The sequence below is a fragment of the Caulobacter sp. 10L414 genome, from assembly GCF_056395525.1.
Map to the genome: position 1 here is coordinate 1 of NZ_JBFTJR010000057.1, position 20,857 is coordinate 20,857.

24 protein-coding genes and 1 pseudogene are annotated in these 20,857 nt (G+C 69.1%); 11 read left to right on the forward strand and 14 right to left on the reverse strand.

Features of this window, described 5'->3' with window-relative positions; all coding sequences use genetic code 11:
• The 4 genes from mreC to AC1DCG_RS19750 form a co-directional block, all read right to left on the reverse strand.
• Positions 1-1,022, reverse strand: a 1,022-nt coding sequence (mreC, locus tag AC1DCG_RS19735) for a rod shape-determining protein MreC (RefSeq protein ID WP_477041616.1), incomplete at its 3' end; no start/stop codon positions are given.
• A 49-nt stretch (positions 1,023-1,071) separates the two neighbouring features.
• Entirely contained in the window at positions 1,072-2,115 is a 1,044-nt protein-coding gene (locus AC1DCG_RS19740) for a rod shape-determining protein (RefSeq protein ID WP_477041617.1), read from the reverse strand.
• Positions 2,116-2,482: 367 nt separating this feature from the next.
• Positions 2,483-3,361 carry a DMT family transporter gene (locus tag AC1DCG_RS19745; protein ID WP_477030851.1) on the reverse strand — a complete coding sequence of 293 codons (879 nt, stop codon included), beginning with the start codon at positions 3,359-3,361 and terminating at the stop codon, positions 2,483-2,485.
• Positions 3,358-3,942 (reverse strand): O-methyltransferase, encoded by a 585-nt coding sequence (locus AC1DCG_RS19750; RefSeq protein WP_101716523.1) that lies wholly within the window; start codon positions 3,940-3,942, stop codon positions 3,358-3,360. Before AC1DCG_RS19750 ends, AC1DCG_RS19745 begins: the two co-directional genes overlap by 4 nt.
• 123 nt (positions 3,943-4,065) lie before the next feature.
• Here AC1DCG_RS19750 and AC1DCG_RS19755 point away from each other — a divergent pair, with 123 nt between their 5' ends.
• Positions 4,066-4,539 (forward strand): hypothetical protein, encoded by a 474-nt coding sequence (locus tag AC1DCG_RS19755; RefSeq protein ID WP_477030852.1) that lies wholly within the window; start codon positions 4,066-4,068, stop codon positions 4,537-4,539.
• 69 nt (positions 4,540-4,608) lie between these two features.
• Here AC1DCG_RS19755 and AC1DCG_RS19760 read toward each other — a convergent pair whose 3' ends face one another.
• Both AC1DCG_RS19760 and AC1DCG_RS19765 read right to left on the reverse strand, forming a co-directional pair.
• The gene (locus tag AC1DCG_RS19760; RefSeq protein WP_477030853.1) at positions 4,609-6,198 is read right to left on the reverse strand and encodes a 2-isopropylmalate synthase; all 1,590 of its coding nucleotides are present in this window, start codon (positions 6,196-6,198) and stop codon (positions 4,609-4,611) included.
• A gap of 245 nt (positions 6,199-6,443) precedes the next feature.
• A complete protein-coding gene (locus AC1DCG_RS19765; RefSeq protein WP_477030875.1) occupies positions 6,444-7,157 on the reverse strand; it encodes a TVP38/TMEM64 family protein in 714 nt (237 codons plus the stop codon).
• 217 nt (positions 7,158-7,374) lie between these two features.
• Between AC1DCG_RS19765 and AC1DCG_RS19770 the strand changes: the two genes are divergently transcribed.
• Together AC1DCG_RS19770 and AC1DCG_RS19775 are read left to right on the forward strand one after the other, a co-directional pair.
• Entirely contained in the window at positions 7,375-8,040 is a 666-nt protein-coding gene (locus AC1DCG_RS19770; RefSeq protein ID WP_477030854.1) for a nucleotide-binding protein, read from the forward strand.
• A gap of 62 nt (positions 8,041-8,102) precedes the next feature.
• Positions 8,103-8,636 (forward strand): NADPH-dependent FMN reductase, encoded by a 534-nt coding sequence (locus tag AC1DCG_RS19775; RefSeq protein ID WP_477030855.1) that lies wholly within the window; start codon positions 8,103-8,105, stop codon positions 8,634-8,636.
• Between the two features lie 126 nt (positions 8,637-8,762).
• Here AC1DCG_RS19775 and AC1DCG_RS19780 read toward each other — a convergent pair whose 3' ends face one another.
• Entirely contained in the window at positions 8,763-9,347 is a 585-nt protein-coding gene (locus AC1DCG_RS19780; RefSeq protein WP_165262669.1) for a hypothetical protein, read from the reverse strand.
• A 286-nt stretch (positions 9,348-9,633) separates the two neighbouring features.
• Here AC1DCG_RS19780 and AC1DCG_RS19785 point away from each other — a divergent pair, with 286 nt between their 5' ends.
• Complete coding sequence (locus AC1DCG_RS19785; protein WP_165262671.1) at positions 9,634-10,836, forward strand: pyridoxal phosphate-dependent aminotransferase; 1,203 nt, start codon at positions 9,634-9,636, stop codon at positions 10,834-10,836.
• A gap of 91 nt (positions 10,837-10,927) precedes the next feature.
• Here AC1DCG_RS19785 and AC1DCG_RS19790 read toward each other — a convergent pair.
• Both AC1DCG_RS19790 and AC1DCG_RS19795 read right to left on the reverse strand, forming a co-directional pair.
• A pseudogene (locus tag AC1DCG_RS19790) lies at positions 10,928-11,043 on the reverse strand (hypothetical protein); the annotation flags it as partial.
• Complete coding sequence (locus tag AC1DCG_RS19795) at positions 11,040-11,276, reverse strand: DUF2171 domain-containing protein (RefSeq protein ID WP_334349959.1); 237 nt, start codon at positions 11,274-11,276, stop codon at positions 11,040-11,042. The gene AC1DCG_RS19795 and the pseudogene AC1DCG_RS19790, both read right to left, overlap by 4 nt.
• A 154-nt stretch (positions 11,277-11,430) precedes the next feature.
• On the opposite strand from AC1DCG_RS19795, the gene AC1DCG_RS19800 reads away from it, so the two are divergent.
• From AC1DCG_RS19800 to AC1DCG_RS19815, 4 genes are read left to right on the forward strand one after another with little or no spacing between them, the layout of a single operon-like run.
• Positions 11,431-12,018 (forward strand): glutathione S-transferase family protein, encoded by a 588-nt coding sequence (locus AC1DCG_RS19800; protein ID WP_477030856.1) that lies wholly within the window; start codon positions 11,431-11,433, stop codon positions 12,016-12,018.
• Positions 12,015-12,941 carry a DUF6807 family protein gene (locus AC1DCG_RS19805; RefSeq protein ID WP_477041618.1) on the forward strand — a complete coding sequence of 309 codons (927 nt, stop codon included), beginning with the start codon at positions 12,015-12,017 and terminating at the stop codon, positions 12,939-12,941. The genes AC1DCG_RS19800 and AC1DCG_RS19805 overlap by 4 nt, the downstream gene beginning before the upstream one ends.
• A 10-nt stretch (positions 12,942-12,951) precedes the next feature.
• Complete coding sequence (locus tag AC1DCG_RS19810; protein ID WP_165262679.1) at positions 12,952-13,128, forward strand: DUF4169 family protein; 177 nt, start codon at positions 12,952-12,954, stop codon at positions 13,126-13,128.
• Positions 13,129-13,701 (forward strand): hypothetical protein, encoded by a 573-nt coding sequence (locus AC1DCG_RS19815; protein ID WP_477030858.1) that lies wholly within the window; start codon positions 13,129-13,131, stop codon positions 13,699-13,701.
• A gap of 1 nt (position 13,702) precedes the next feature.
• Here the strand turns inward: AC1DCG_RS19815 and AC1DCG_RS19820 are convergent, their stop codons facing one another.
• Positions 13,703-13,867, reverse strand: coding sequence for a hypothetical protein (locus AC1DCG_RS19820; protein ID WP_477030859.1), 165 nt, complete (start codon positions 13,865-13,867; stop codon positions 13,703-13,705).
• Between the two features lie 95 nt (positions 13,868-13,962).
• On the opposite strand from AC1DCG_RS19820, the gene AC1DCG_RS19825 reads away from it, so the two are divergent.
• Positions 13,963-14,943, forward strand: a complete 981-nt coding sequence (locus AC1DCG_RS19825; protein WP_477041619.1) for a LysR substrate-binding domain-containing protein — start codon at positions 13,963-13,965, stop codon at positions 14,941-14,943.
• Here the strand turns inward: AC1DCG_RS19825 and AC1DCG_RS19830 are convergent.
• On the reverse strand, positions 14,900-16,708 hold the full coding sequence (locus tag AC1DCG_RS19830) for a vWA domain-containing protein (RefSeq protein ID WP_477030860.1): 1,809 nt from the start codon (positions 16,706-16,708) through the stop codon (positions 14,900-14,902). The genes AC1DCG_RS19825 and AC1DCG_RS19830 overlap by 44 nt on opposite strands.
• A gap of 72 nt (positions 16,709-16,780) precedes the next feature.
• On the reverse strand, positions 16,781-17,452 hold the full coding sequence (locus AC1DCG_RS19835; RefSeq protein WP_477030861.1) for a Coq4 family protein: 672 nt from the start codon (positions 17,450-17,452) through the stop codon (positions 16,781-16,783).
• Positions 17,453-17,654: 202 nt separating this feature from the next.
• Between AC1DCG_RS19835 and AC1DCG_RS19840 the strand changes: the two genes are divergently transcribed.
• The gene (locus AC1DCG_RS19840; RefSeq protein ID WP_165262691.1) at positions 17,655-17,864 is read left to right on the forward strand and encodes a ribbon-helix-helix domain-containing protein; all 210 of its coding nucleotides are present in this window, start codon (positions 17,655-17,657) and stop codon (positions 17,862-17,864) included.
• A gap of 19 nt (positions 17,865-17,883) precedes the next feature.
• Here AC1DCG_RS19840 and AC1DCG_RS19845 read toward each other — a convergent pair whose 3' ends face one another.
• On the reverse strand, positions 17,884-18,105 hold the full coding sequence (locus tag AC1DCG_RS19845; RefSeq protein ID WP_165262693.1) for a hypothetical protein: 222 nt from the start codon (positions 18,103-18,105) through the stop codon (positions 17,884-17,886).
• Positions 18,106-18,120: 15 nt separating this feature from the next.
• Positions 18,121-18,327, reverse strand: a complete 207-nt coding sequence (locus AC1DCG_RS19850) for a hypothetical protein (protein ID WP_165262695.1) — start codon at positions 18,325-18,327, stop codon at positions 18,121-18,123.
• 110 nt (positions 18,328-18,437) lie between these two features.
• Between AC1DCG_RS19850 and AC1DCG_RS19855 the strand changes: the two genes are divergently transcribed.
• Positions 18,438-20,852, forward strand: coding sequence for a UvrD-helicase domain-containing protein (locus tag AC1DCG_RS19855; protein WP_477030862.1), 2,415 nt, complete (start codon positions 18,438-18,440; stop codon positions 20,850-20,852).
• Positions 20,853-20,857 lie beyond the last annotated feature (5 nt).

The window sequence follows — 20,857 nt, forward strand, 5'->3', positions numbered from 1 at the left end:
GTCGGCTTGGGCGCGGCGGGCTTGGGCGCGGCCGGAGCAGCCCCCGTCGTCGCGCCCGGAGCCGCCGGCGCGGCCGGCGGCTGGGTCGCGGGCTTGGCCGGACCCAGGATCGACTGCTCGGGATTCTCGGTGATCACCGGCGGCAGCACCTTGGCGGCCAGGGCCTGCTGGTCGGCCAGCTGGGCGAAGTCCTTGAACAGCAGGATGCGGATGTAGTCGATCGAGGCGCTGTCGGCGAACAGCACCACGCGCCAGCGGCCGTCGAGGCCCTTGACGGCCGCGCCCACGGGCAGGCCGCGCGGCACGACGCCGCCGTCGCCCGAGGTGACGACCCGGTCGCCGGCCTGGATCGGCTCGGAGCCGCGCAGGTATTCGAGCTTGGGATTGGGGCCGCCGTCGCCGGTCAGGATGGCGCGCGAATTGGTGCGGTCAATCATCACCGGCGTGCGCGAGGCGATGTCGGTCAGCAGCAGCACACGGCTGGCCCCGGGGGCGACGCCGACGACGCGGCCGACCAGGCCCCGCTCGTTCATCACCGGATTGCCGACCACGACGCCCTTCTCCTTGCCGGCGTCGGCCAGGCGGGTGTTGGCGAAGGGGCCACGGCTGTCGGCCACCACGCGGGCGGCGACCATCGGGATCGGCGGATCGGTCTTGAGGCCCAGCAGCGACTTGTAGCGCTCGTTCTCGTCGACGAGGGCCAGGTAGCGGTCGCGATAGACCCGCATCTCGCGCAGCTCTTCCTTCAGCCGGGCGTTCTCGGAGCCGGCGAAGAAGTAGTTGCGTACCGCGTCGACGCCGACGCCGGTCCAGCGGCCCGGCGCGGCGATGACCCCGCTGACCGGCTTGGAGACGGTGTCGACGGTCTGGCGGGTGACGCCGTAGGCCTGCTGCTGCAGCGTCTCGCGCCGGTCGGCCAGGAGGAAGGCCACCGCGATCACGACCGCGACGATGAGCGCCACGGCCGCGGTCCAGGTGAGCGGCACTTTCAGGTCGCCGAGCGGACCTTCGCGAAAGGGCACGAACTGTTCTCCTGGCGCCCCCCGGCGCCGATGCGGATTGTACTAGGGCTTAGGCGAGGGTCGATTCCAGGACGCCCTTCATCCACTTGGGATGCTCGAGCACCTTGCCGCAGCCCAGGGCCACGCACGACAGCGGATCGTCGGCCACGGTCACCGGCAGGCCGGTGTGGTCGCGGATCTCGGCGTCCAGGCCGCGCAGCAGCGCGCCGCCGCCGGTCAGCATGATGCCCTTGTCGGCGATGTCCGAAGCCAGTTCCGGCGGGGTGGCTTCTAGGGCCACCTTCACGGCTTCGACGATCTGCCCGACCGGTTCGGCCAGGGCGTCGGCGGCCTGCTTTTCGCTGATGCGGACTTCGCGCGGCACGCCCTGCATCAGGTCGCGGCCCTTGACGTCGATCGACAGGCCTTCGCCGTCGGCCGGGGCCCGGGCGGTGCCGATTTCCTTCTTGATGCGCTCGGCGGTCGTCTCGCCGATCAGCAGGTTATGGTGGCGACGCATGTAGCTGATGATCGCCTCGTCCATCTTGTCGCCGCCGACGCGGACCGAGCGCGAATAGACGATGCCCGACAGCGACAGAACGGCCACCTCGGTGGTGCCGCCGCCGATGTCGACGACCATCGAGCCGGTCGGCTCGTGGATCGGCAGGCCGGCGCCGATGGCGGCGGCCATCGGCTCGTCGATCAGGCCGACGCGGCGGGCGCCGGCGTTCAGGCAGCTGTCGTTGATGGCGCGGCGCTCCACGGCGGTGGCGCCCGACGGCACGCACACGATCACCTTCGGGTTCACGAAGCCCTTGCGGTTGTGAACCTTGCGGATGAAGTACTTGATCATCTCCTCGGCGACTTCGAAGTCGGCGATGACGCCATCGCGCATCGGGCGGATGGCTTCCATGTGGCCGGGCGTGCGGCCCAGCATCTGCTTGGCCTCGATGCCGACGGCGTGCACGACCTTGCGGCCGCCGACGTTGCGCAGAGCCACGACGGACGGCTCGTTCAGCACGATGCCCTTGCCCTYCTGATAGATCAGGGTGTTGGCGGTGCCCAGGTCGATGGCGATGTCGTTCGAGATGACGCCGAAGAGGGAAGAGAACATCGAAAACCCTGACTGAGGGGTAGAAGGGGCGAGACGTCAAAAACCACGGAGAAGACCGCGGGTGCGGAGCCCTTTCCGCCGAATGACCGGAGGAGCAGGCGAGAAAAAGGCTCCTACTGCAAATCAGGAAGAGGACAACATGATTCCCCGCGTACGCGGATCATCGTCCCTTCCCGCCTTGCGCCTTCTTGTGGCGACGGGAGCGCCGCCGCCGGGCCGCGCCGTCGTCCAACCACCGGAAGAGTGAGGGAGACGCCGCCCGTTTGCACCGCGAAAGCGTTGATTTCAAGGTCTATTCGCCAAGCCTTCTCACCTGTTTCAAACTCGTGTGCGAGCCGGCAGGGGGAACGCATAAAAGTGTCTATTTCTAGCCGAGCGCGGCCATGACGACTCCGAGCGCCGTGACGCCCCCGGCGGCCATCTGAAACAGGCTCAACCGCTCGGCGAAAAGGCGGCGTCCGGCCAGGGCCGCCATCGGCATCTCGACGACGCCCACCGCCCTCACCGGCCCCACCGGCGACAGCGCCATGGCCGTGAACCACAGGCCCGAGGCGGCCGCGCCGCAGAAGCCCGCGCCCAGCGACTTGCGCCAGGCCGCCAGCACGGCGACCACCGCCTCGGGATTGCGCACCAGCAGGATCGAGGTCAGCACCACCGACTGGATGGCCTGGACGACCATCACCGTCACGAAGGCCGAATAGGCCAGGTGCGCCGGATCGAAGGTCAGCGAGGCCTGACGGAAGCAGTTGGCGCTCAGCGCGAACATCGCGCCCGAGCCCAGGCCCGCCAGCACCGCGCCGCGCTTGAGAACGACCGCCCCGCGCGGCCAGGACAGGGCCGCCAGGCCCGCGGTGGCCACCAGCCCCCCGCCCCACTGCATGGCCGTGATCCTGTCGCCGAACAGCAGCGCGCCCCAGACCAGCGCGAACGGCAGGCCGCTCTGCTGCATGGCCGTGCCCAGCGCGAACGACGAGCGCTGCATGGCCACCAGCAGCGCCGCGGTCGCCGCCATCTGCAGGCCCGCGCCAGCGAAGGCGCCCAGCCAGAAGCGCATCGTCAGGTGCGCCTGCGGGTCCTTGGTGACCAGGAAGGCGATCCCGGCGAAGACGATCGCGAACGGCAGGCCGAACAGGAACCGCACGAGGGTCGCGCCCCAAGGGCCCGCCCCGCCCATCACCGAGCGCTGCGCCGCGTTGCGGGCGACCTGCAGGGCCGCGGCGGCGATGGTGATGGGGATCCAGATCATGCCGCTCTCTTGGCCGCCACCAGCACGCCCGAGGCCCAGTCCATGCCGACGATCGCGAAGCGCGGATCGCCCGCCAGGCGCAGCACCAGGTCGTCGACCCGGGCCTGGTGGCCCTCGGGCCAGTTGGGCTGGGGCGACATGTCGTCGACCACGTAGACGCCGCCCACCTGCAGCAGGCGCAGGGCGTCTTCCAGGCCTTCGTACTTACCCGGCATGGCGTCGGCGAAGATCAGGTCGAAACCGCCGTCGCTCTGGCCGGCCAGATAGGCCGCGCCGTCCTCGGTGATGAAGTCGACGCGCGGATCCTCGCCCAGCACTTCACGGGCAACGGCCTGGACCTTGGGGTCGTTGTCGACGGTGGCCAGGCGCGCGTCCTCGTCCATGCCGTCCAGCAGCCAGGCGGTGGCCGAGCCGGTGCCCGTGCCCATCTCCAGCAGCGCCTTGCGGCCGACGGCGAGCGTGCGGAGCATTTCGCCGATGCGCGCTTCGGACGACATGTCGAAGCCGGCCTCGATGGTGCGCCTGGCGATCTCGTGCCAGCGGGGCGGCGAAGCAACGCTGTTTTCCAAGGTCGAACCCATCGATTGGCTCCTTATGCCGCCCTTACGCCGGCGGCGGGTTTACGAATGGCGCCCTGACGCGGGGCGGCGTCAGAACAGCGGGGTTGGCGCACATAAGCTGCGTTTCCTAACAAGGCGTTCACCATGTCTCTCCATCCGCTCCGTCAAGCCGCTCAGTTTCTGCTGGGCGTCCCGACCGACGGGATCGATCCGACGCTCGACCGTATGCTGGAACTGGCCCAGGCCACGCCGCTGTGCTTCGTGGCGGTGACCGGACCGGACGCCGCCGAGGCCATGGGACAGCTGTGGCGGCGCGGCTACCAGCGGGTGGAAATCGCCCGCCGGGCCACTTGCGTGGCCGCCGACGAGAGCAGCGACGTGCTGCTGGTCGTGGGTTGCCACACGGCCGACGACATGCGCGCGACCGCGGCCTCGACGCTGGGCCTGCTGCGCCCGGGCGGGGTGATGGTGATCGACGTGGGCGCCCTGGTCGACGCCGAGCAGCGCATGGCCCTGTGCGAAGGCCTGTCGCAGCTGGGTCTGGACGTGCAGCCGCAGGCGCACCTCGCCGCCGAGATCCTGGCGACGCGCCGCTGGGGCTGGCGCAAGGCGGCCTGAGGCCGCCCTTCCCCACCTGTCCGCAACGCATCGCCCGGCTCGCCCGGGCGATGTCGTTTCAGGACCCGATCAGAAGCCGCTGGCGATGGCCGCCGGCGCGCTCTTTTCCTTGCGGGCGAAAAGGTTGTTGAGGGCGTTGACGTAGGCCTTGGCCGAAGCGGTCAGGGTGTCGGTGTCGGCGGCCGCGCCGGTGGCGATGCGGCCGTCCTCTTCCAGACGCACCGAGACCTGGGCCTGGGCGTCGGTGCCTTCGGTGACCGCGTGCACCTGGAACAGGCGCAGGGCGGCGCTGTGCGGCACGATCTTGTGGATGGCGTTGAACACCGCGTCGACCGGACCATCGCCCGAGGCCTCGGCGCTCTTGGCCTGGCCGTCGACGTCCAGGGTCAGCTGCGCCGACTGGCCGTCGGTGCCGGCCACCACGCGCAGGTGCGAGACGCGGATCTTTTCCGAGCCGCGCGCCAGGGCGTCGTCGACCAGGGCGATGATGTCGTCGTCGTAGACGTGCTTCTTGCGGTCGGCCAGGTCCTTGAAGCGGCCGAAGGCCTCCTTCAGGGCGTTCTGGCCCAGCTCGTAGCCCAGGTCCTTCAGCTTGGCGCGGAAGGCGTGGCTGCCCGAGTGCTTGCCCATGACCAGGCTGGACGGCGCCTGGCCGACCGATTCCGGGGTCATGATCTCGTAGGTCTCGCGGTTCTTGAGCATGCCGTCCTGGTGGATGCCGCTCTCGTGCGCGAAGGCGTTCTTGCCGACGATGGCCTTGTTGTACTGCACCGGGAAGCCGGTGATGGCCGATACGTAGCGGCTGGCGCGGGTGATGTGGGTGGTGTCGATGCCGGTCTGGAAGGGCAGCTTGTCGCCGCGCACCTTCAGGGCCATCACCACTTCTTCCAGCGCGGCGTTGCCGGCGCGCTCGCCCAGGCCGTTGATGGCGCACTCGATCTGGCGCGCCCCGCCCTGCACGCCGGCCAGGCTGTTGGCCACGGCCAGGCCCAGGTCGTTGTGGCAGTGGGTCGAGAAGATCACCTTGTCGGCGCCCTCGACGTTGTTGACCATCCAGTTGAACAAGTCGGCGTATTCCGACGGGTAGGTGTAGCCCACCGTGTCGGGCAGGTTGATCGTGGTCGCGCCCGCCTTGATGGCGGTCTCGATGGCGCGGCGCAGGAACTGGCGGTCGCTGCGGGTGGCGTCCTCGGCCGACCACTCGACGTCGTCGCGCAGGTTGCGGGCGTGGGTCACCGAACGGGCGATCACGTCGATGACGGCGTCCGGCTCCATCTGCAGCTTGTGCTTCATGTGCAGGTCGGAGGTGGCGATCACCACGTGGATGCGGCCGCGCTGGGTGGGCTTCAGGGCCTCGGCGCAGCGGTCGATATCCACCTGGTGGGCGCGGCACAGGCCGGCGATCGTGCTGTTCTTGACGATCTTGGCGATCTCGTTGACCGACTGGAAGTCGCCGTTCGAGGCGATCGGGAAGCCGGCCTCGATGATGTCGACCCCCATCTCCTCGAGGATCTTGGCCAGCTCCAGCTTCTCTTCCAGCGACATCGAGGCGCCGGGCGACTGCTCGCCGTCGCGCATGGTGGTGTCGAAGATGACGACGTTGTCGCGGCCCGACCCGATTTTGGAGTCAACGGCGACGGGCGAGATGGGGGCGGTCATGGGGGTGTCTTTCGCGAGGTCCGGAGGGCTGAAGGGCGGTTGTCCCCTGAGCGACCGGCCGCGACGATACGTACGCGCGGCTAGACGGACGCCCAGGGGCGGCTAAGCCCCAGCGCAAGGAGAAGAAGGTTGTCGCGTTCGCGGCACATGCGGTTGTATTACCCAACCACGCCAAATCCAGCAAGCCGTTTGCTCACAACGCAGTCAATTCGCCGCGACAGAGGCAATAAATGCCTCAAACTGGATTATTGGTCGGCTTGTTCTTCCTTGGCCTTCAGCCAATTGCGGGCGACCCAACCCGCACCGATCCAGATCGCGGCCGCAACGACCAGCAGGATCACGTGCTGCACGCCGCCGCCCCGCATCGCCTGGACGATCGTGTTGCCGGCGAAGGCGGTCAGGGCGATCTTCGGAATGATGCCGATGGCCGTGCCGGCGACGAAGTCGCGCACCTTCATGGGCGTGACGCCCGCGGCCATGTTCACGACGATGAACGGCGCCGACGGCACCAGCCGTACGATCAGGCTGGCCATGAAGCCGTTCTTGCCGATCAGCTTCATGAACTTGTGCACGCCCTCGCTGGGCAGGCTGGCCAGCATCTTGCCGCCGAACGCCCGGCCGACCCAGAAGCCGACCATCGACGAGACCAGCGTTCCGATCCAGCTGTAGGCGAAGCCGGTCCACGGCCCGAAGGCCACCACCGCCGCGGCGATCAGCACGAACTGCGGCACGCCCACGAAGGCCAGGGCCGCGAAGGCGCCCACCGCCACCGGCAGGGCCCAGGGGCCGTGCGCCGCGGTCAGCCAATGCTCGACCGTGGTCTCGCCGTCGAGACCCAGGAGCTGGGCGCCGAACAGGAAGACGATCCCCACCCCGCCGAACAGCACGAAGGAGACGGCCACCGCGCGCCAGGCGCGGGCGTCCATGTTGGTGAAGAAATCGATGAGACGGCGGATGATCACGGCCCCTGCCTCGCGCATGGCTATCGCCGGGTCAAGCGCCCCGATGGCGTCAAAAGCGTGGCCGCTGCGCATTCGTGGCCAAACTTCGCCGTTCAGGCGGGCGCCTGAGCCAGGATTCCCGCTTCGCGACATTTACGTTGCGATAACGTCGTAGAGCGACGCTACTTATCCACAGGCCTGCAGGGGGACGCGGGCGCTTGGTGAGGAAACGTACGTGAAGACCTTGGCCGTCATCTCGCGCAAGGGGGGCGCGGGCAAAACCACTCTATCCGTCAATCTGGCGATCGCCGCCCATCTGGCCGGCTGCCGCACGATCCTGGCCGACATCGATCCGCAGCGTTCGGCGTCGGACGTGCTGCGCGGCCGCGAGAGCGAGGGCCCCGCCCTGCTGGAAAGCAGCGCCGGCAAGCTGTTCCAGGCCCGCTACCACGCCGAGCACGAGCGGGTGGACCTGATGCTGATCGACACCCCCGCCTCGCCCGAGGCCGACGTGGTGACCGCCATCAACACCGCCGACCTGTGCCTGCTGGTCTGCCGGCCCACCTTCCTCGACATCGCCGCCGTCGCCCGCTCGGCCGAGGCCGTGCGGCGCCTGGGCAAGAACGGCCTGATCGTCATCAACCAGGCGCCGGCCAAGCGCGGCGGCCAGGAGCCGGCCAGCGTGGTCAAGGCCGCCGAGGCGCTGCGGTTCTGCGGCCTGCCGCTGGCCAGCGTGGGCCTGCGCTCGCGCGCAGCCTTCCAGCAGTCGATCGCCCACGGCCGCTCGGTGCTGGAATGGGAGCCCGCCGGCGCGGCCGCCCAGGAGATCGGCCGCCTGTGGACCCAGGTCGCCGGCCAGCTGGCCCTGCCCGTCGCCGCCCCGGCCGCCCGCGCCAGCTGAACCTTGCCCGCCTCGCCCGACGGCGGGCATGGTCGCGGCTCCCAAGAGTTTCGGAGTCGCGCATGAACCTTCTCGCCGTCTCGGGCAGCCTGCGGGCCGGCTCGTTCAACACCGCCCTCCTGCGCGCCGCGCAGGCGCTGGCGCCCGAGGGCGTGTCGATCACCCTGTTCTCGCTGCGCGACCTGCCCTTCTTCGACCAGGACCTCGAGGCCGAGGGCGACCCCGCCGCCGTCGTCGCCTGGAAGGAGGCGGTGCGCGCCGCCGACGGCCTGCTGATCGCCTGCCCCGAATACAACGGCGGGATCACCGGCGTGCTGAAGAACGCCGTCGACTGGGCCTCGCGCGGCAAGCCCGCGCCGCTGGCGGGCAAGCTGTGCTGCCTGGTCGGCGCCTCGCCCGGCATGACCGGCACGGTGCGCGCCCAGGACGCCCTTCGCTTGTCCCTGCGCCGCGCCGGCGCCCGCACCGAACCCCAGGGCGACGTCCTGGTCGGCCAGGCCCACACCAAGATCGAGGACGGCGTCCTGACCGACGAACGCACGATCGAAGCCCTGCGCCGGCACCTCAAGGAGTTCGCCGAGGTGGTGGGGGCGTAGGCCAAATCCTCCCCCCGAAGGGGGAGGTGGCCCAGAGGGCCGGAGGGGGAAGCGGCTGCTGAGCCGCCGCTGTCACTTCCCCCTCAGTCGCTCCGCGACAGCTCCCCCTCCAGGGGGAGCATCTTCCTACTTCAGCTGCGAGGGATCGTAGTTCGGGCCAAAGTCCAGAACGAACAATGGCCCCAGCACCACGGTCTGCTTGCTCGAACCCAGGTGCAGCGACACCGCCGCCCCGCCCTTGTCGGCGTCCATCGTGGCGCGGCCGCTGACGCTGTAGATCTTCCACTCGGCGCTATCGACCTTGATCGCCCCGCCCTCGACGATGCCGCCCCACGGCTCGGCCGACTGCTGGACGCGGACATTGGCGACGGTGGCGGCCGCAGCGCCGCCCTCGACTGGCTCGGCCTTGGCCCAGAAGGCCACGGTGATGACGTCGCCCTTGGTGATCTTGCCGTTCACCGCCTGGCTGCCCGAGACCCGCCAGGCCGCCGCCGGATCGGGCGCGCCCACCACCACCCGCACCCCGCCGCCGCCGACCACGGCCTTGTCCTTGACGTAGGCGTTGGTCTGGCCCGGTCCATAGACGTTCCAGGCCGTCGACGGCTTGTTGATGGCGTACTTCATGATTCCCTCGTCGGCCGCCGTGGCGACCGGCGCGGACAGCGACAGGGCGAGCGCCGCGACAGCGGCCCCGAGAATCGTCTTCTTCATGTGGCTTCCCCCTTCCGAAAGGCATGATCTTGCTCGCCCGCGCGATGCGGACGAACGGCCGTCTCCTTCCCTGGAGGATTGTCGAAAATGCTCCGACCACGTCCCCCACGCGGGGTTCCGTCGTGCGCGCGACGGAACCTTGTTCTTCAATGGTAGCGGTAGCGCGAGCGACACATCCTGGCAAGAAGCGGCGCTTTCCGGCCGCTCCCGCGTTGCGCCGCGAGGGGGTCGGGCGTAAAGACCGCCGCAATCCTGAAACCGGTCCTTTCCAGGGGAGTCCAAGACAATGTCGCTCGAGTCCGCCGCCCTGCGGCGCATCGCACCGTCGGCCACCATCGCCATCAGCGCCAAGGCGCGCGCGCTGAAAGCCTCCGGTCGCGACGTGATCGCCCTTTCGGCCGGCGAACCGGACTTCGACACCCCGGACAACATCAAGGACGCCGCGATCGCCGCCATCAAGGCCGGCAAGACCAAGTACACCGACCCGGACGGCATGCCCGAGCTGAAGGCGGCCATCTGCGCCAAGTTCAAGCGCGAGAACGGCCTGGAGTACAAGCCGAGCCAGGTGCACGTCGCCCCGGGCGGCAAGCCGGTGATCTACAACGCCTTCGTCGCCACCCTGAACCCGGGCGACGAGGTGATCATCCCCGCGCCGTACTGGGTGTCGTACCCCGACATGACCCTGCTGGCCGGCGGCACGCCCGTGTCGGTCGAGACCACCGCCGAAAGCGGCTTCAAGATCACGCCGCAGGCGCTGGAAGCGGCGATCACGCCCAAGTCCAAGTGGCTGATCATCAACAGCCCGTCCAACCCCTCGGGCGGCGCCTATACCCGCGCCGAACTGCAGGCCATCGCCGACGTGCTGCTCAAGCACCCGCACGTCTGGGTGCTGACCGACGACATGTACGAGCACCTGGTGTTCGACGACTTCGAATTCACCACCATCGCCCAGGTCGAGCCCAAGCTCTATGACCGCACCCTGACGATGAACGGCGTCTCGAAGGGCTATTCGATGACCGGCTGGCGCATCGGCTACGCCGCGGGTCCCGAAGCGCTGATCAAGGCCATGGGCAAGATGATCAGCCAGACCACCTCCAACCCCTGCTCGATCAGCCAGTGGGCGGCGCTGGAAGCCCTCAACGGCCCGCAGGACTTCATCAAGCCGAACGCCAAGCTGTTCCAGGAACGCCGCGACCTCGTCGTGTCGATGCTGAACCAGGCCACTGGCCTGCACTGCCCGACCCCGGAAGGCGCGTTCTACGTCTATCCCTCGTGCGCCGGCCTGATCGGCAAGACCGCCCCCTCGGGCAAGGTCATCGAAAGCGACGAAGACTTCGCCGTCGAACTGCTGGAGACCGAGGGCGTGGCCGTGGTGCACGGCGCGGCGTTCGGCCTGTCGCCGTTCTTCCGCATCAGCTACGCCACCAGCAACGACGTGCTGGAAGACGCCTGCGCCCGCATCCAGCGCTTCTGCGCCAACGTGAAGTAGGCGTTGGTTTGAGCGCTAGATCGTGGATCTAGCGGTGTGATCGAAGGGGGACCAGCCAGCGGCTGGTCCCCCTTTTTCGTTTGAAAGGCCGTGCGTCCTTCGAGGCCCGCTGCGCGGGCCCCTCAGGATGAGGTTCTCCTTTGCACTGAGGCCCTCATCCTGAGGTGCGAGGCGAAGCCGAGCCTCGAAGGACGCAACGACCCTCAGTGCTTCTCGCGCCAGCCGGCCTTGGCGTCTTCCTGGGTCATGCTCAGGTGCACCGCGTCGTCGTCGACATAGTCGACCCACGACAGCGGGATCATGTGGTGTTTGAGGCCCGAGCCAAGGTCCAGCTTGGTCAGCTCGATCTCCGTGCCGACCACATGGTCGACCCGTCCGACGTGCTTGCCGTCGGAACCGACCACCTCGAGATGCTCGCGAATTAGAGATGCATCCATCATCGGACATGTCCTCCCGTCGGCGCCGTCTCCACGGCGGCGCCATGGCTCTTCAAACGGCTGTGGGCGACCATTGGTTTCCCGATTGCCGAGCCCTCGCGTTCGCCTTACGTTCGCCGCCAAGACCCGCAGGCCAGACGGTTCACGGAGACGCCCGATGCTCACCCTCTTTCACGCCCCGCGATCGCGCTCGACGCGCTTCCTCTGGCTGCTGGAGGAACTGGGCGCGCCCTACCGCATCGAGAAGGTCGACATCTTCCGCAGCATGAGCGGCACGGGCGCGCGCGACCCGCGCAACCCCCACCCGCACGGCCAGGTGCCGGCCCTGCTCGACGACGGCGTGCTGATCACCGAAAGCGCCGCCATCGCCCTGTATCTGACCGACAAGTTCCCGACCGCGGGCCTAGGGCCCATGATCAGCGACCCGCACCGCGGACCCTACCTGTCGTGGCTGGCCTACTATGCCGGCGTGCTGGAGCCGGCGGTGACCAATCTCTGGAAACAACGCCAGGACGACCAGGACAAGGCCCAGTACCAGGCCCTGGACGAGCGCCTGCGCACGACGCTGGAAAAGCAGCCTTGGCTGCTGGGCGAGCAGTTCTCGGCGGCCGACATCCTGTTCGTCAGCCTGCTGCAGTTTGCCCGCCAGATGCTGCCGCCCCATGCGGTCTATGACGACTGGCTGGCCCGCGCCAACGCCCGCCCCGCCCTCGCCCGGGCGCTCGCCAAGGACGACCTGTCTTGAGAAAAGCCGCCCTCGCCGCCCTTTCCCTGCTGGCGACCGCGACGCCGGCCCTGGCCGGCCGCATCGACGCCGCGCTCAGCGACGACGCCATCACCATCACCGAGGACGGCAAGACCGTGCTGGTCTATCGGACCAAGCCGCTGGATCCGGCCAAGGAGCCGGGCCGCTCCAACTACGTCCATCCGCTGTACGCGCCGGACGGAACGGTGCTGACCGAGGATCGCCCAGCCGACCACCTGCACCAGCGGGGCGCCTTCTGGAGCTGGCACCAGGTGCTGGTCGACGGCAAGAGCATCGGCGACGGCTGGTTCATGCAGGGCCTGACCTTCAACATCCACGATCGCGGCTTCGAGGGCGACGCGGCCGGGCGCGGCAAGGCGACGATCAAGGCCGACTGGCTGGTCAATTCCGGGCCTGAGGTGGTCTACGCCGCCACCGAGACGACCTCGGTCACCGTCCATCCGCTGAAAGGCGGCGCGCGGCGGATCGAGTTCKACACCGTCATCACCGCCCGCACCGACAGCCTGGCCCTGGGCGGCAGCAACGACGCCAAGGGATACGGCGGCTTCTCGATCCGCCTGGTGCGCCCCGACGCCATGGTGTTCGGCTCGGACGGCAAGCAGGTCAGGCCCCAGAACGAGCCGGTCGAGGCCGGCAAGGCCATGGGCTTTGCCTGGTCTTCGGCTTCGGGCGTGCCGGCCTGGACCGTGGGCCTGAGCTGCAAGGCCAATGGCAAGCCGGTCACCCGCTGGATACTGCGCAACGAGCTTTCGATGCAGAACTGCGTCTTCCCCGGCCGCGCGCCCTATGTGATCAAGAAGGGTGAAAGCCTGCGCCTGCAGGAAACCCTCGTCATCCGCCCGGCCAGCAAGCGCACGTCCGCTCCAGCCGCCGCCAAACCGCAGCCCCAACCCAAGACCTGAAGACCCGACCATGGCCGAGATCCTCAACCTCAACCGCGCCCGCAAGGCCAAGGCCAAGACCGACGCCAAGCAGACGGCCGTCGAGAACCGCGCCCGCTTCGGCCGCACCAAGGCCGAAAAGACCCTGGACGCCGCTCGCGCCGAGAAGCTTTCGCGGGCGCTGGACGGCGCCAAGCGCGAGGACTGATTGGACGACCAGACCGCGTCGCCCTGGCCGCTGCGCGACGCGGCGGTTCGCGCGGCCCCGATCCTGGCGGCCTTCGTCGGCTGGCACGCGATCTGGAACTGGACGATCCCGCTCGATCCCGGCTGGTCGCCGCCGCCGCGCGCCCGGACCGTGCTGACGATCGGCGTCTTCTCCACGCCCACCGACAAGCCCGCGCCCGACGGTTACGCCCTCGAGAGCGTCGACGGCCGCCGGCTTCGCCTGGCCTGCGTCCCCTCCTCCGCCAAGCCGCAAGCGGCCAAGGAGGCATGCCTGAGCGGCGACGGCAGGTTCGGCGACCATGCCCGCCGCTATGTGGCCGTGCGCTACTACGAGCAGTCCGGCGTCCAAGGCGCTGCGCCCCGGAGGATACTGCTCGGCGCCAAGGCAGGTCCGGACTGGCTGCTGAAACCCGAAACCCAGAAGGCGCGCCTGCAGGCCCTGGCCGAGGTCGAAAAGCGCAGGAAGGTGCACTGGCGCACCGCCGTCTCGGCGATCCTGACCCTGCTGGCAGGCTTCATCCTCCTGCGCCTCCTGCGGCGTTTCCGAGGCTGAGTCACCGCGGCGCCAGATAGCGCGCGCCCTTGGGCAGGCTGTCGCAGCAGCCGACCGCCGGCGTGGTCGGGACTTCGCCCATCCGCTTCCAGGCGGCGATCAGGCGCTCGATCGCCCACACCCAGCCGAACGTGGTTTCCTTATGGGTCTTGTGGAACTCTTCCATGGCCGCATCTCCTGTTCCCCGGCGACAAAGGGAGGATCGACCTGATCGAGGCGCGCGACAAACGCGGTTCGTTGAGCTATGGATAAGCTAACCTTATGACTGACATCCTCGCTTCATATCCGCTGGGCGCCATCCGCGTCTTCGAGGCCGCCGCCCGGCTGAAGAGCTTCACGCGCGCCGCCGACGAGCTGGGCGTCACCCAGGCGGCCGTCAGTTGGCAGGTGAAGAGCCTGGAGCAGCGTCTGGGCCAGCCGCTGTTCCTGCGCAAGGTGCGCGAGGTCGACCTCACCCCGGCGGGCGAGCGCCTGGCCCGCGCCGCCACCGAGTCCATGAGCCTGCTGCGGGCGGCGCTGTCGGACCTGGTCGAGGCCGACCAGGGCGTGCTGGCGATCACCACCATGCAGAGCCTGGCCAGCCACTGGCTGGCCGCGCGCCTTGGCGCCTTCCAGCTGGCCCATCCGAAGATCGCCGTGCGGCTGGAGGGCAGCCACGTCCTGYGCGACCTTGGTCGTGGCGAGGCGGACCTTGGACTCCGCGCGGGCAATGGCGCCTGGCCCGGCATGATCGCCCACTTCCTGATGCCCTTCGTCCAGACCGCCCTGTGCTCGCCCGAGTTCCTGGCGCGGCATGGACCGTTCGAGCACCCGGCTGACCTGCTGGCCGCGCCGCGCATCGGCGCCGCCAGGGAGTGGGAGGTATGGTTCCGCGCCGCCGGCGTCGCACCGCCGCAGGGCCCCGAAGCCCCGCGTCTGGAGGCCGACGCCCAGTCGATCGAGGTGGCCTCGGCCCTCGCCGATCAAGGCCTGGCCGTCGGCTMGCCGATCTTCTTCGCCGCCGAGATCGCCTCCGGACGGCTGGTGCAGCCGTTCGACATCTCGCCGCACTACGGCGGCGGCTACTGGCTGGTCTATCCTGAAGAGCGCCGCCGGGTGGGCAAGATCGTCGCCTTCCGCGACTGGATCCTCGAGGCCGTGGCCGCCGACCCGTCGATCGCCCGCCATACGGCGGACGGCGAGCGGATCGGCTGGCCGGTCAGCCCGCCGAGGCCGTCTCGACCGTGCGCGGCGTGCGCTTGAGCACCAGCCGCAGGTCCAGGCGATCATGGGTGAGGACCAGCGATCCGTCCTTGGCCACGCGATAGTCGAAGACCAGATCGGATTCCGGCAGCGCCAACTGATCCTCGTTGGCCTCGTAGTCCTCGGGCTCGTCGGCCGTGAAGGCGCCCCGCTTGCGGCGGCTGACCACCAGTTCGTCGTCGCTGAAGCGCAGTTGGTCGCCGCGCCGCACGTCAATCTGGCCGTCGCCGTCGATGCGCGCCACCGTCCACGAGCCCAGCAGGTTCACCGGCCCCTCGGCCCGAGCCTCGCCCGCATAGCCCGCCAGGAAGGCCGCCCGGGTCAGCATCTCGGCCACCAGCTTGCGCTCGGGCTCCAGGCGCGGATCGGCTTGGGCCTTCAGACGGCCGTCGAAGCCGCGCAGCACCTGATAGGTCCCTTCCTCGTCGCCGTCCCTGTGGTGCAGGGTGGCGGCGCGGTGCAGCGATTGGAACTCGTCGAGCAGCACATGGGCAAGCCGCAGCCCCTCGGACGCGTTGTCGGTCGGGGCGGCGACAGCCAGGATCTGACGGGCCTGAGTTCCGTCAGCGGCGACGACATAGCGCAGATCGACGTCCAGCAGGCGCTCGCCCTTCGTCAGGACGGGCTCGGGCAGAAAGGCCGCGCCCTGGGCCTTGGCCAGAGACACGAACAACCCGCCGCCCTCGGTGCTGAGGAAGGCGGTCGGCACGGTCATCGACACCGCGCCGTCAGGGCCCGCCTTCAGCTCGTCGCCGGGAACGCCGTAGACGCCGCTGATCCGATAGCCCGGCCGCGCCTTGACCGTCAGGGTCAGGTCGTAGGCCAGTTCCGAGACCATGGTGTCGAGCTTGGCCGAGAACACGCTCTCGACGTCGGCCTTGTCGCGCAGGAAGTAGAGATTGCCGCCGCGCACGCTGGAAACCTTGGTCGCCAGGGGCGCGTCGAACTGCGTGCCGACGCCGATGGTGGTCAGGCCGACGCCCTTGCGGGAGGCCTCCTTGGCCATGCCCATGAAGCTTTCGGCGTCGGTGCGGCCGACATTGGGCTGCTCGTCGGTGAACAGCATCACCCGCGTCACGCCGTTGAAGGCGTCGCGGGTGGCAAAGGCGGTCTCGTAGCCGACCTTGAGGCCCGCCTCCATGTTGGTCGAACCGGCGCTCTCGATGGCGTCGATGGCCAGGCGGATGGCCGCGCGCTTGTCGCCGATCACGGTCGGCTCCAGGTGACGGTAGGAGCGGTCGCCATAGAGGACGATGCTCAGCTGGTCGCCGGGGCGCAGCTGTTCCAGGATCTGGTGCAGGCTTTCGCGCACCCGCATCAGCGGCGCGCCCTGCATGGACCCCGACTTGTCGACCACGGCCACCAGGTTCAACGGCGCGCGCTTCCAGGTCGCCGCGTCGATGCTCGAGTTGAAGCCCAGGCCCACCAGCATCTTGTCGGCCGGAGACAGCGGCAGTTCGGCCCGCATGGCCTCGCCCGTCAGGCACAGCACCCGGGCGCAGGCTTCCTTGCCGGGAATCTGCAGGTCATAGCCGCCCATCAGGCCTTCGGGCGTCAGGGTGTCGGGCATGGGCATGCGGCTGGCCGCGGCCTCGCCGCGGAAGTGGTTGATGTCCTGGGCGCCGCCCTGCCGCACCCGCATGCCGGTGACGACGACCTCATGGACGTCCTGTTCGTCCTGCGGCGGCGGGGTCTGGGCGAAGGCGGGGGCGGAAACCAGCGACAGCGCCAGGATGGAGGCGGCGGACCAAAGGCGACGCGACATCGAAACCTCCCGTTTTGATTGCAGGAAGGCTAACGCCGCGCGCTCAACGAGAACAAGCGAAATTGCTAAGGTTCAGGCGGCGCGCTGGTAGTGCTCGCGCAGGTCCTGCGGAATGGCCTGATAGGTGGCCGGCGGGCGGATGCCCAACGCGCGCCGCGCCTCTTCCAGGGGCATGGCGAACAGGGCGGGATAGTCGACCTCGGGCAGCCAGGCGGCCTTGCGCCCGGCCCGCCAGGCCTCGCGCACGGCCCGGCCGTAGGGCTGGCCGTCCTTCAGGCGGCGGAACTCCTGGGCGCCGGCGAAGGCGATCAGGGCAAAGCCCAGGCTGCGGGTCTGGGCGTAGGAGAAAGCCACCACGCAGACCTCGCCCAGCGCGTCGGTGCCGTAACCGGTCAGCACGTGCCACACGTCGTGCACGTCGCGCAGGCGGCGGGCGTACCACAGCAGCGGGTGGGCCGCGTCCATGTCGGCGTCGGCGACCTTGCGACTCTCCTCGGCCAGGCCCTCGGCGGTCAAGCCGCGCGGGGCGATGAAGTCGCGATACGCCGCGCCCACCGTGCCGGGCTGGAACTGGGCCAGCCAAGCCTCGTCCGACAGCCAATCGGCGAACTCCTCGCGGCGATAGGCGATCGCCCCGCCCTGCGGGGTCTTCAGCAGACGGGCGTAGCCGTTGGGGATCGCGCGGCCGGACAGGGCCCGCATGACCTCGAACACCTGGGCCGTGTCTTCCTTGTCGGCGATCAACCGACGGACGGCGCGAAACGCCCGCAAAGGCTGCAGGCGAAAGCTCGCATCGCGGGCGCCCAGGGGAGGACGCGCGGAAGTGGCGTCAAGGACTTGCGCAGCTGTGCTCATCAGGCATGCTCCCGGCGTGGCGTCACTAAAGATGACACGCCGTCATTTTTAATCAAGAGCCGAACCGACGTTCCGCCGGAGAGTTGCGCCGATGGGCAGTTTGAAGAAGCGATCGGTGAACCTGGCGGGCCACGCCACCTCGCTGGCCCTCGAGCCCGAGTTCTGGGCCGCGCTCGAGCGCATCGCCAAGCAGGACGCCGTCAGCATCGCCGCCCTGATCCAGCGCATCGACGTGGGTCGCGGCGAGCGCCCCCTGGCCTCGGCCTGCCGGGTGTACGCGCTGCAGCGGGCTGGGGGCTGACTCCCCCTCGGTCGCTCCCCTACCCTGGCCGCGGCACGGGGGTCGGCAGCGGCTCGGGATTGGGCGCCGGCATGGTCGGCGGCGCCAGGTCGGGCAGCCGCAGTTCGGCGATGTCAGGGCGCACGGCCAGCAGGCCCGAACGCCAGATCGCGTAGATCAGGATGGCCACGAGCAGCAGGACCGCCAGCAGCGCCGCGCCGCTCCAGGCTCCTTCGTGATGATGTTCATGATGGCGAGCCATGCCCGCCTCCTTTCGTCAGCCCGGCGACTTGGGCGCTTCGGGCAGCTTCGGCGCGTCCGGCAACTTGGGCGCGGTGGCCGTGATGTCGACGTCCACCGACTTCTTCTGGGTGAAGCCGCCGGAGAACATCATGAAGGCCAACACCGCGACGACCACCACCAAGGCGCCGACGATGAAGGCCAGACCGCTGTTGCCCCCGCCCGACTTGCTCTCTTCCGCCATGTTCCTGCTCCTGTTTCGTCCCTGCCGATCAACGGGAGGGCCGCGGCCAGGGTTCCGCAAAGCCGCCTCTGGGGCTTAAGCCTGGGGAAGTTTGTGCTACATATGTTCCCATGTCTTCCGGTTACGACTCGACCGACCCGTTCGGCGACCTTCCCGCTCCGCGCATCTCCGACCTGGCCCGGCCGCAGGCTCCCGGCGGCGGCGGGCCTGCGCCCGACTACCTGAGCGGGCTCAACACCGAACAGCACGAAGCCGTCGTCACCACCGAGGGCCCGGTCCTGGTGCTGGCCGGCGCCGGCACCGGCAAGACGCGGGTGCTGACAACGCGCCTGGCCCACATCCTCGCCACCGGCCGCGCCCGGCCGTGGGAGATCCTGGCCGTCACCTTCACCAACAAGGCCGCGCGCGAGATGCGCGAGCGGATCACCCACATCATCGGCCCGGAAGCCGAAGGCCTGCGGTGGCTGGGCACCTTCCACTCGGTAGCCGCCCAGATCCTGCGCCGCCACGCCGAGCTGGTGGGGCTGAAGTCGAACTACACGATCATCGACACCGACGATAACGAGCGGCTGCTCAAGCAGCTGATCGAGGCCGAGAACATCGACGCCAAGCGCTGGACGCCGCGCATCCTGTCGGGCCTGATCGACGCCTGGAAGAACCGCGGCTGGACGCCCGACCGCGTGCCGCCCAGTGAGGCCGGCGAGTTCGCGAACGGCAAGGGCATCAGCCTCTATCGCCAGTATCAGGAGCGCCTGCGCATCCTGAACGCCTGCGATTTCGGCGACCTCTTGCTGCACAACATCACGATCTTCACCGGCAACCCGGACGTGCTGGCCGACTTCCAGCGGCGCTTCCAGTACGTGATGGTCGACGAGTATCAGGACACCAACGTCGCCCAGTACCTGTGGCTGCGCCTCTTGGCCCAGGGCCGCCAGAACGTCTGCTGCGTGGGCGACGACGACCAGTCGATCTACGGCTGGCGCGGGGCCGAGGTCGACAACATCCTGCGCTTCGAGCGAGACTTCCCCGGCGCCAAGGTCGTGCGGCTGGAGCGCAACTACCGCTCGACCGAGCACATCCTGGCCGCCGCCTCGACCCTGATCACCGCCAACAAGGGACGCCTGGGCAAGACCCTGTGGACCGAGGCCAGCGGCGGCGAGAAGGTCAAGGTCTCGGGCGTCTGGGACGGCGAGGCCGAAAGCCGGATGGTCGCCGACGAGATCGAGAAGGCCAAGAAGGCCGGCCGCCGCTACAACCAGATGGCCATTCTCGTTCGCGCCAGCTTCCAGATGCGCGCCTTCGAAGAGCGCTTCGTGATGCTGCAGATCCCCTACAAGGTGGTCGGCGGCCCGCGCTTCTTCGAGCGGGCGGAAATCCGCGACGCCCACGCCTATCTGCGCCTGATCCAGTCGCCCGACGACGACCTGGCCTTCGAGCGCATCGTCAACACGCCCAAGCGCGGCATCGGCGACACCTCGGTGCAGAAGCTGCTGCAGATCGCCCGCAGCGAAGGGATCTCCACCGTCGAGGCGGCGCGGGTGATCATCGGCAGCGACGACCTGCCCGCCCGCACCCGCACGGCGCTGTCCAACTTCATCCGCGACCTCGACCGCTGGCGCGCCCAGATCGGAAACATGCATCACCAGCGCGTGCTGGAGATGGTGCTGGAGGAAAGCGGCTACACTGACGCCCTGCGCCTGGACAAAGGCCCGCAGAGCCAGACCCGCCTGGAAAACCTCAAGGAACTGGTCCAGTCGATGGGCCAGTTCGACAGCCTTGAGGCCTATCTGGAGCACGTGTCGCTGGTCATGGACCTCGACCGCGAGGCCACCGGCGACGCCGTCTGGATCATGACCCTGCACTCGGCCAAGGGGCTGGAGTTCCCGCTGGTGTTCCTGCCCGGCTGGGAGGAAGGCGTGTTCCCCAGCCAGCGCAGCATGGACGACAAGGGCGAGAAGGGCCTCGAGGAAGAGCGCCGCCTGGCTTACGTGGGCATTACCCGCGCCCGTGAGGAGGCGCGCATCAGCTTCGTGGCCAACCGGCAGGTCTATGGCCGCTGGACCAGCCAGCTGCCCAGCCGCTTCGTCGACGAACTGCCGCTGGAGCACGTCGATGCCGGCTCGGAGACCGGCTATTACGGCGGCGGTCCGGGCATGCAGCAGACGGTGTCCTCGCGCTGGGACGATCCCGGCGTCAGCGCCTTCCAGAGCGGCAGCTACGACAGCCCCGGGTGGAAGCGGGCCCAGGACCGGGTGCAGCAGACCGCGCGCGGCTTCGGCGAACGCTCCGGCGGAACCGCCTGGCGCGGCGGCGGCTCGGCCGCCCGCGCCAAGCCGATCGAGGGCGAAGGCCGCCTGGTGGCCGTCTCGGCGCCCACCAACAGCGCCTACAGCCGCGGCGACCGCGTGTTCCACGTCAAGTTCGGCTACGGCAAGGTCGCCTCGATCGAGGGCAACAAGCTGACCGTCAACTTCGACAAGGCCGGCGAGAAGAAGGTCATCGACAGCTTCGTCGAAAAGGCCTGACGCAC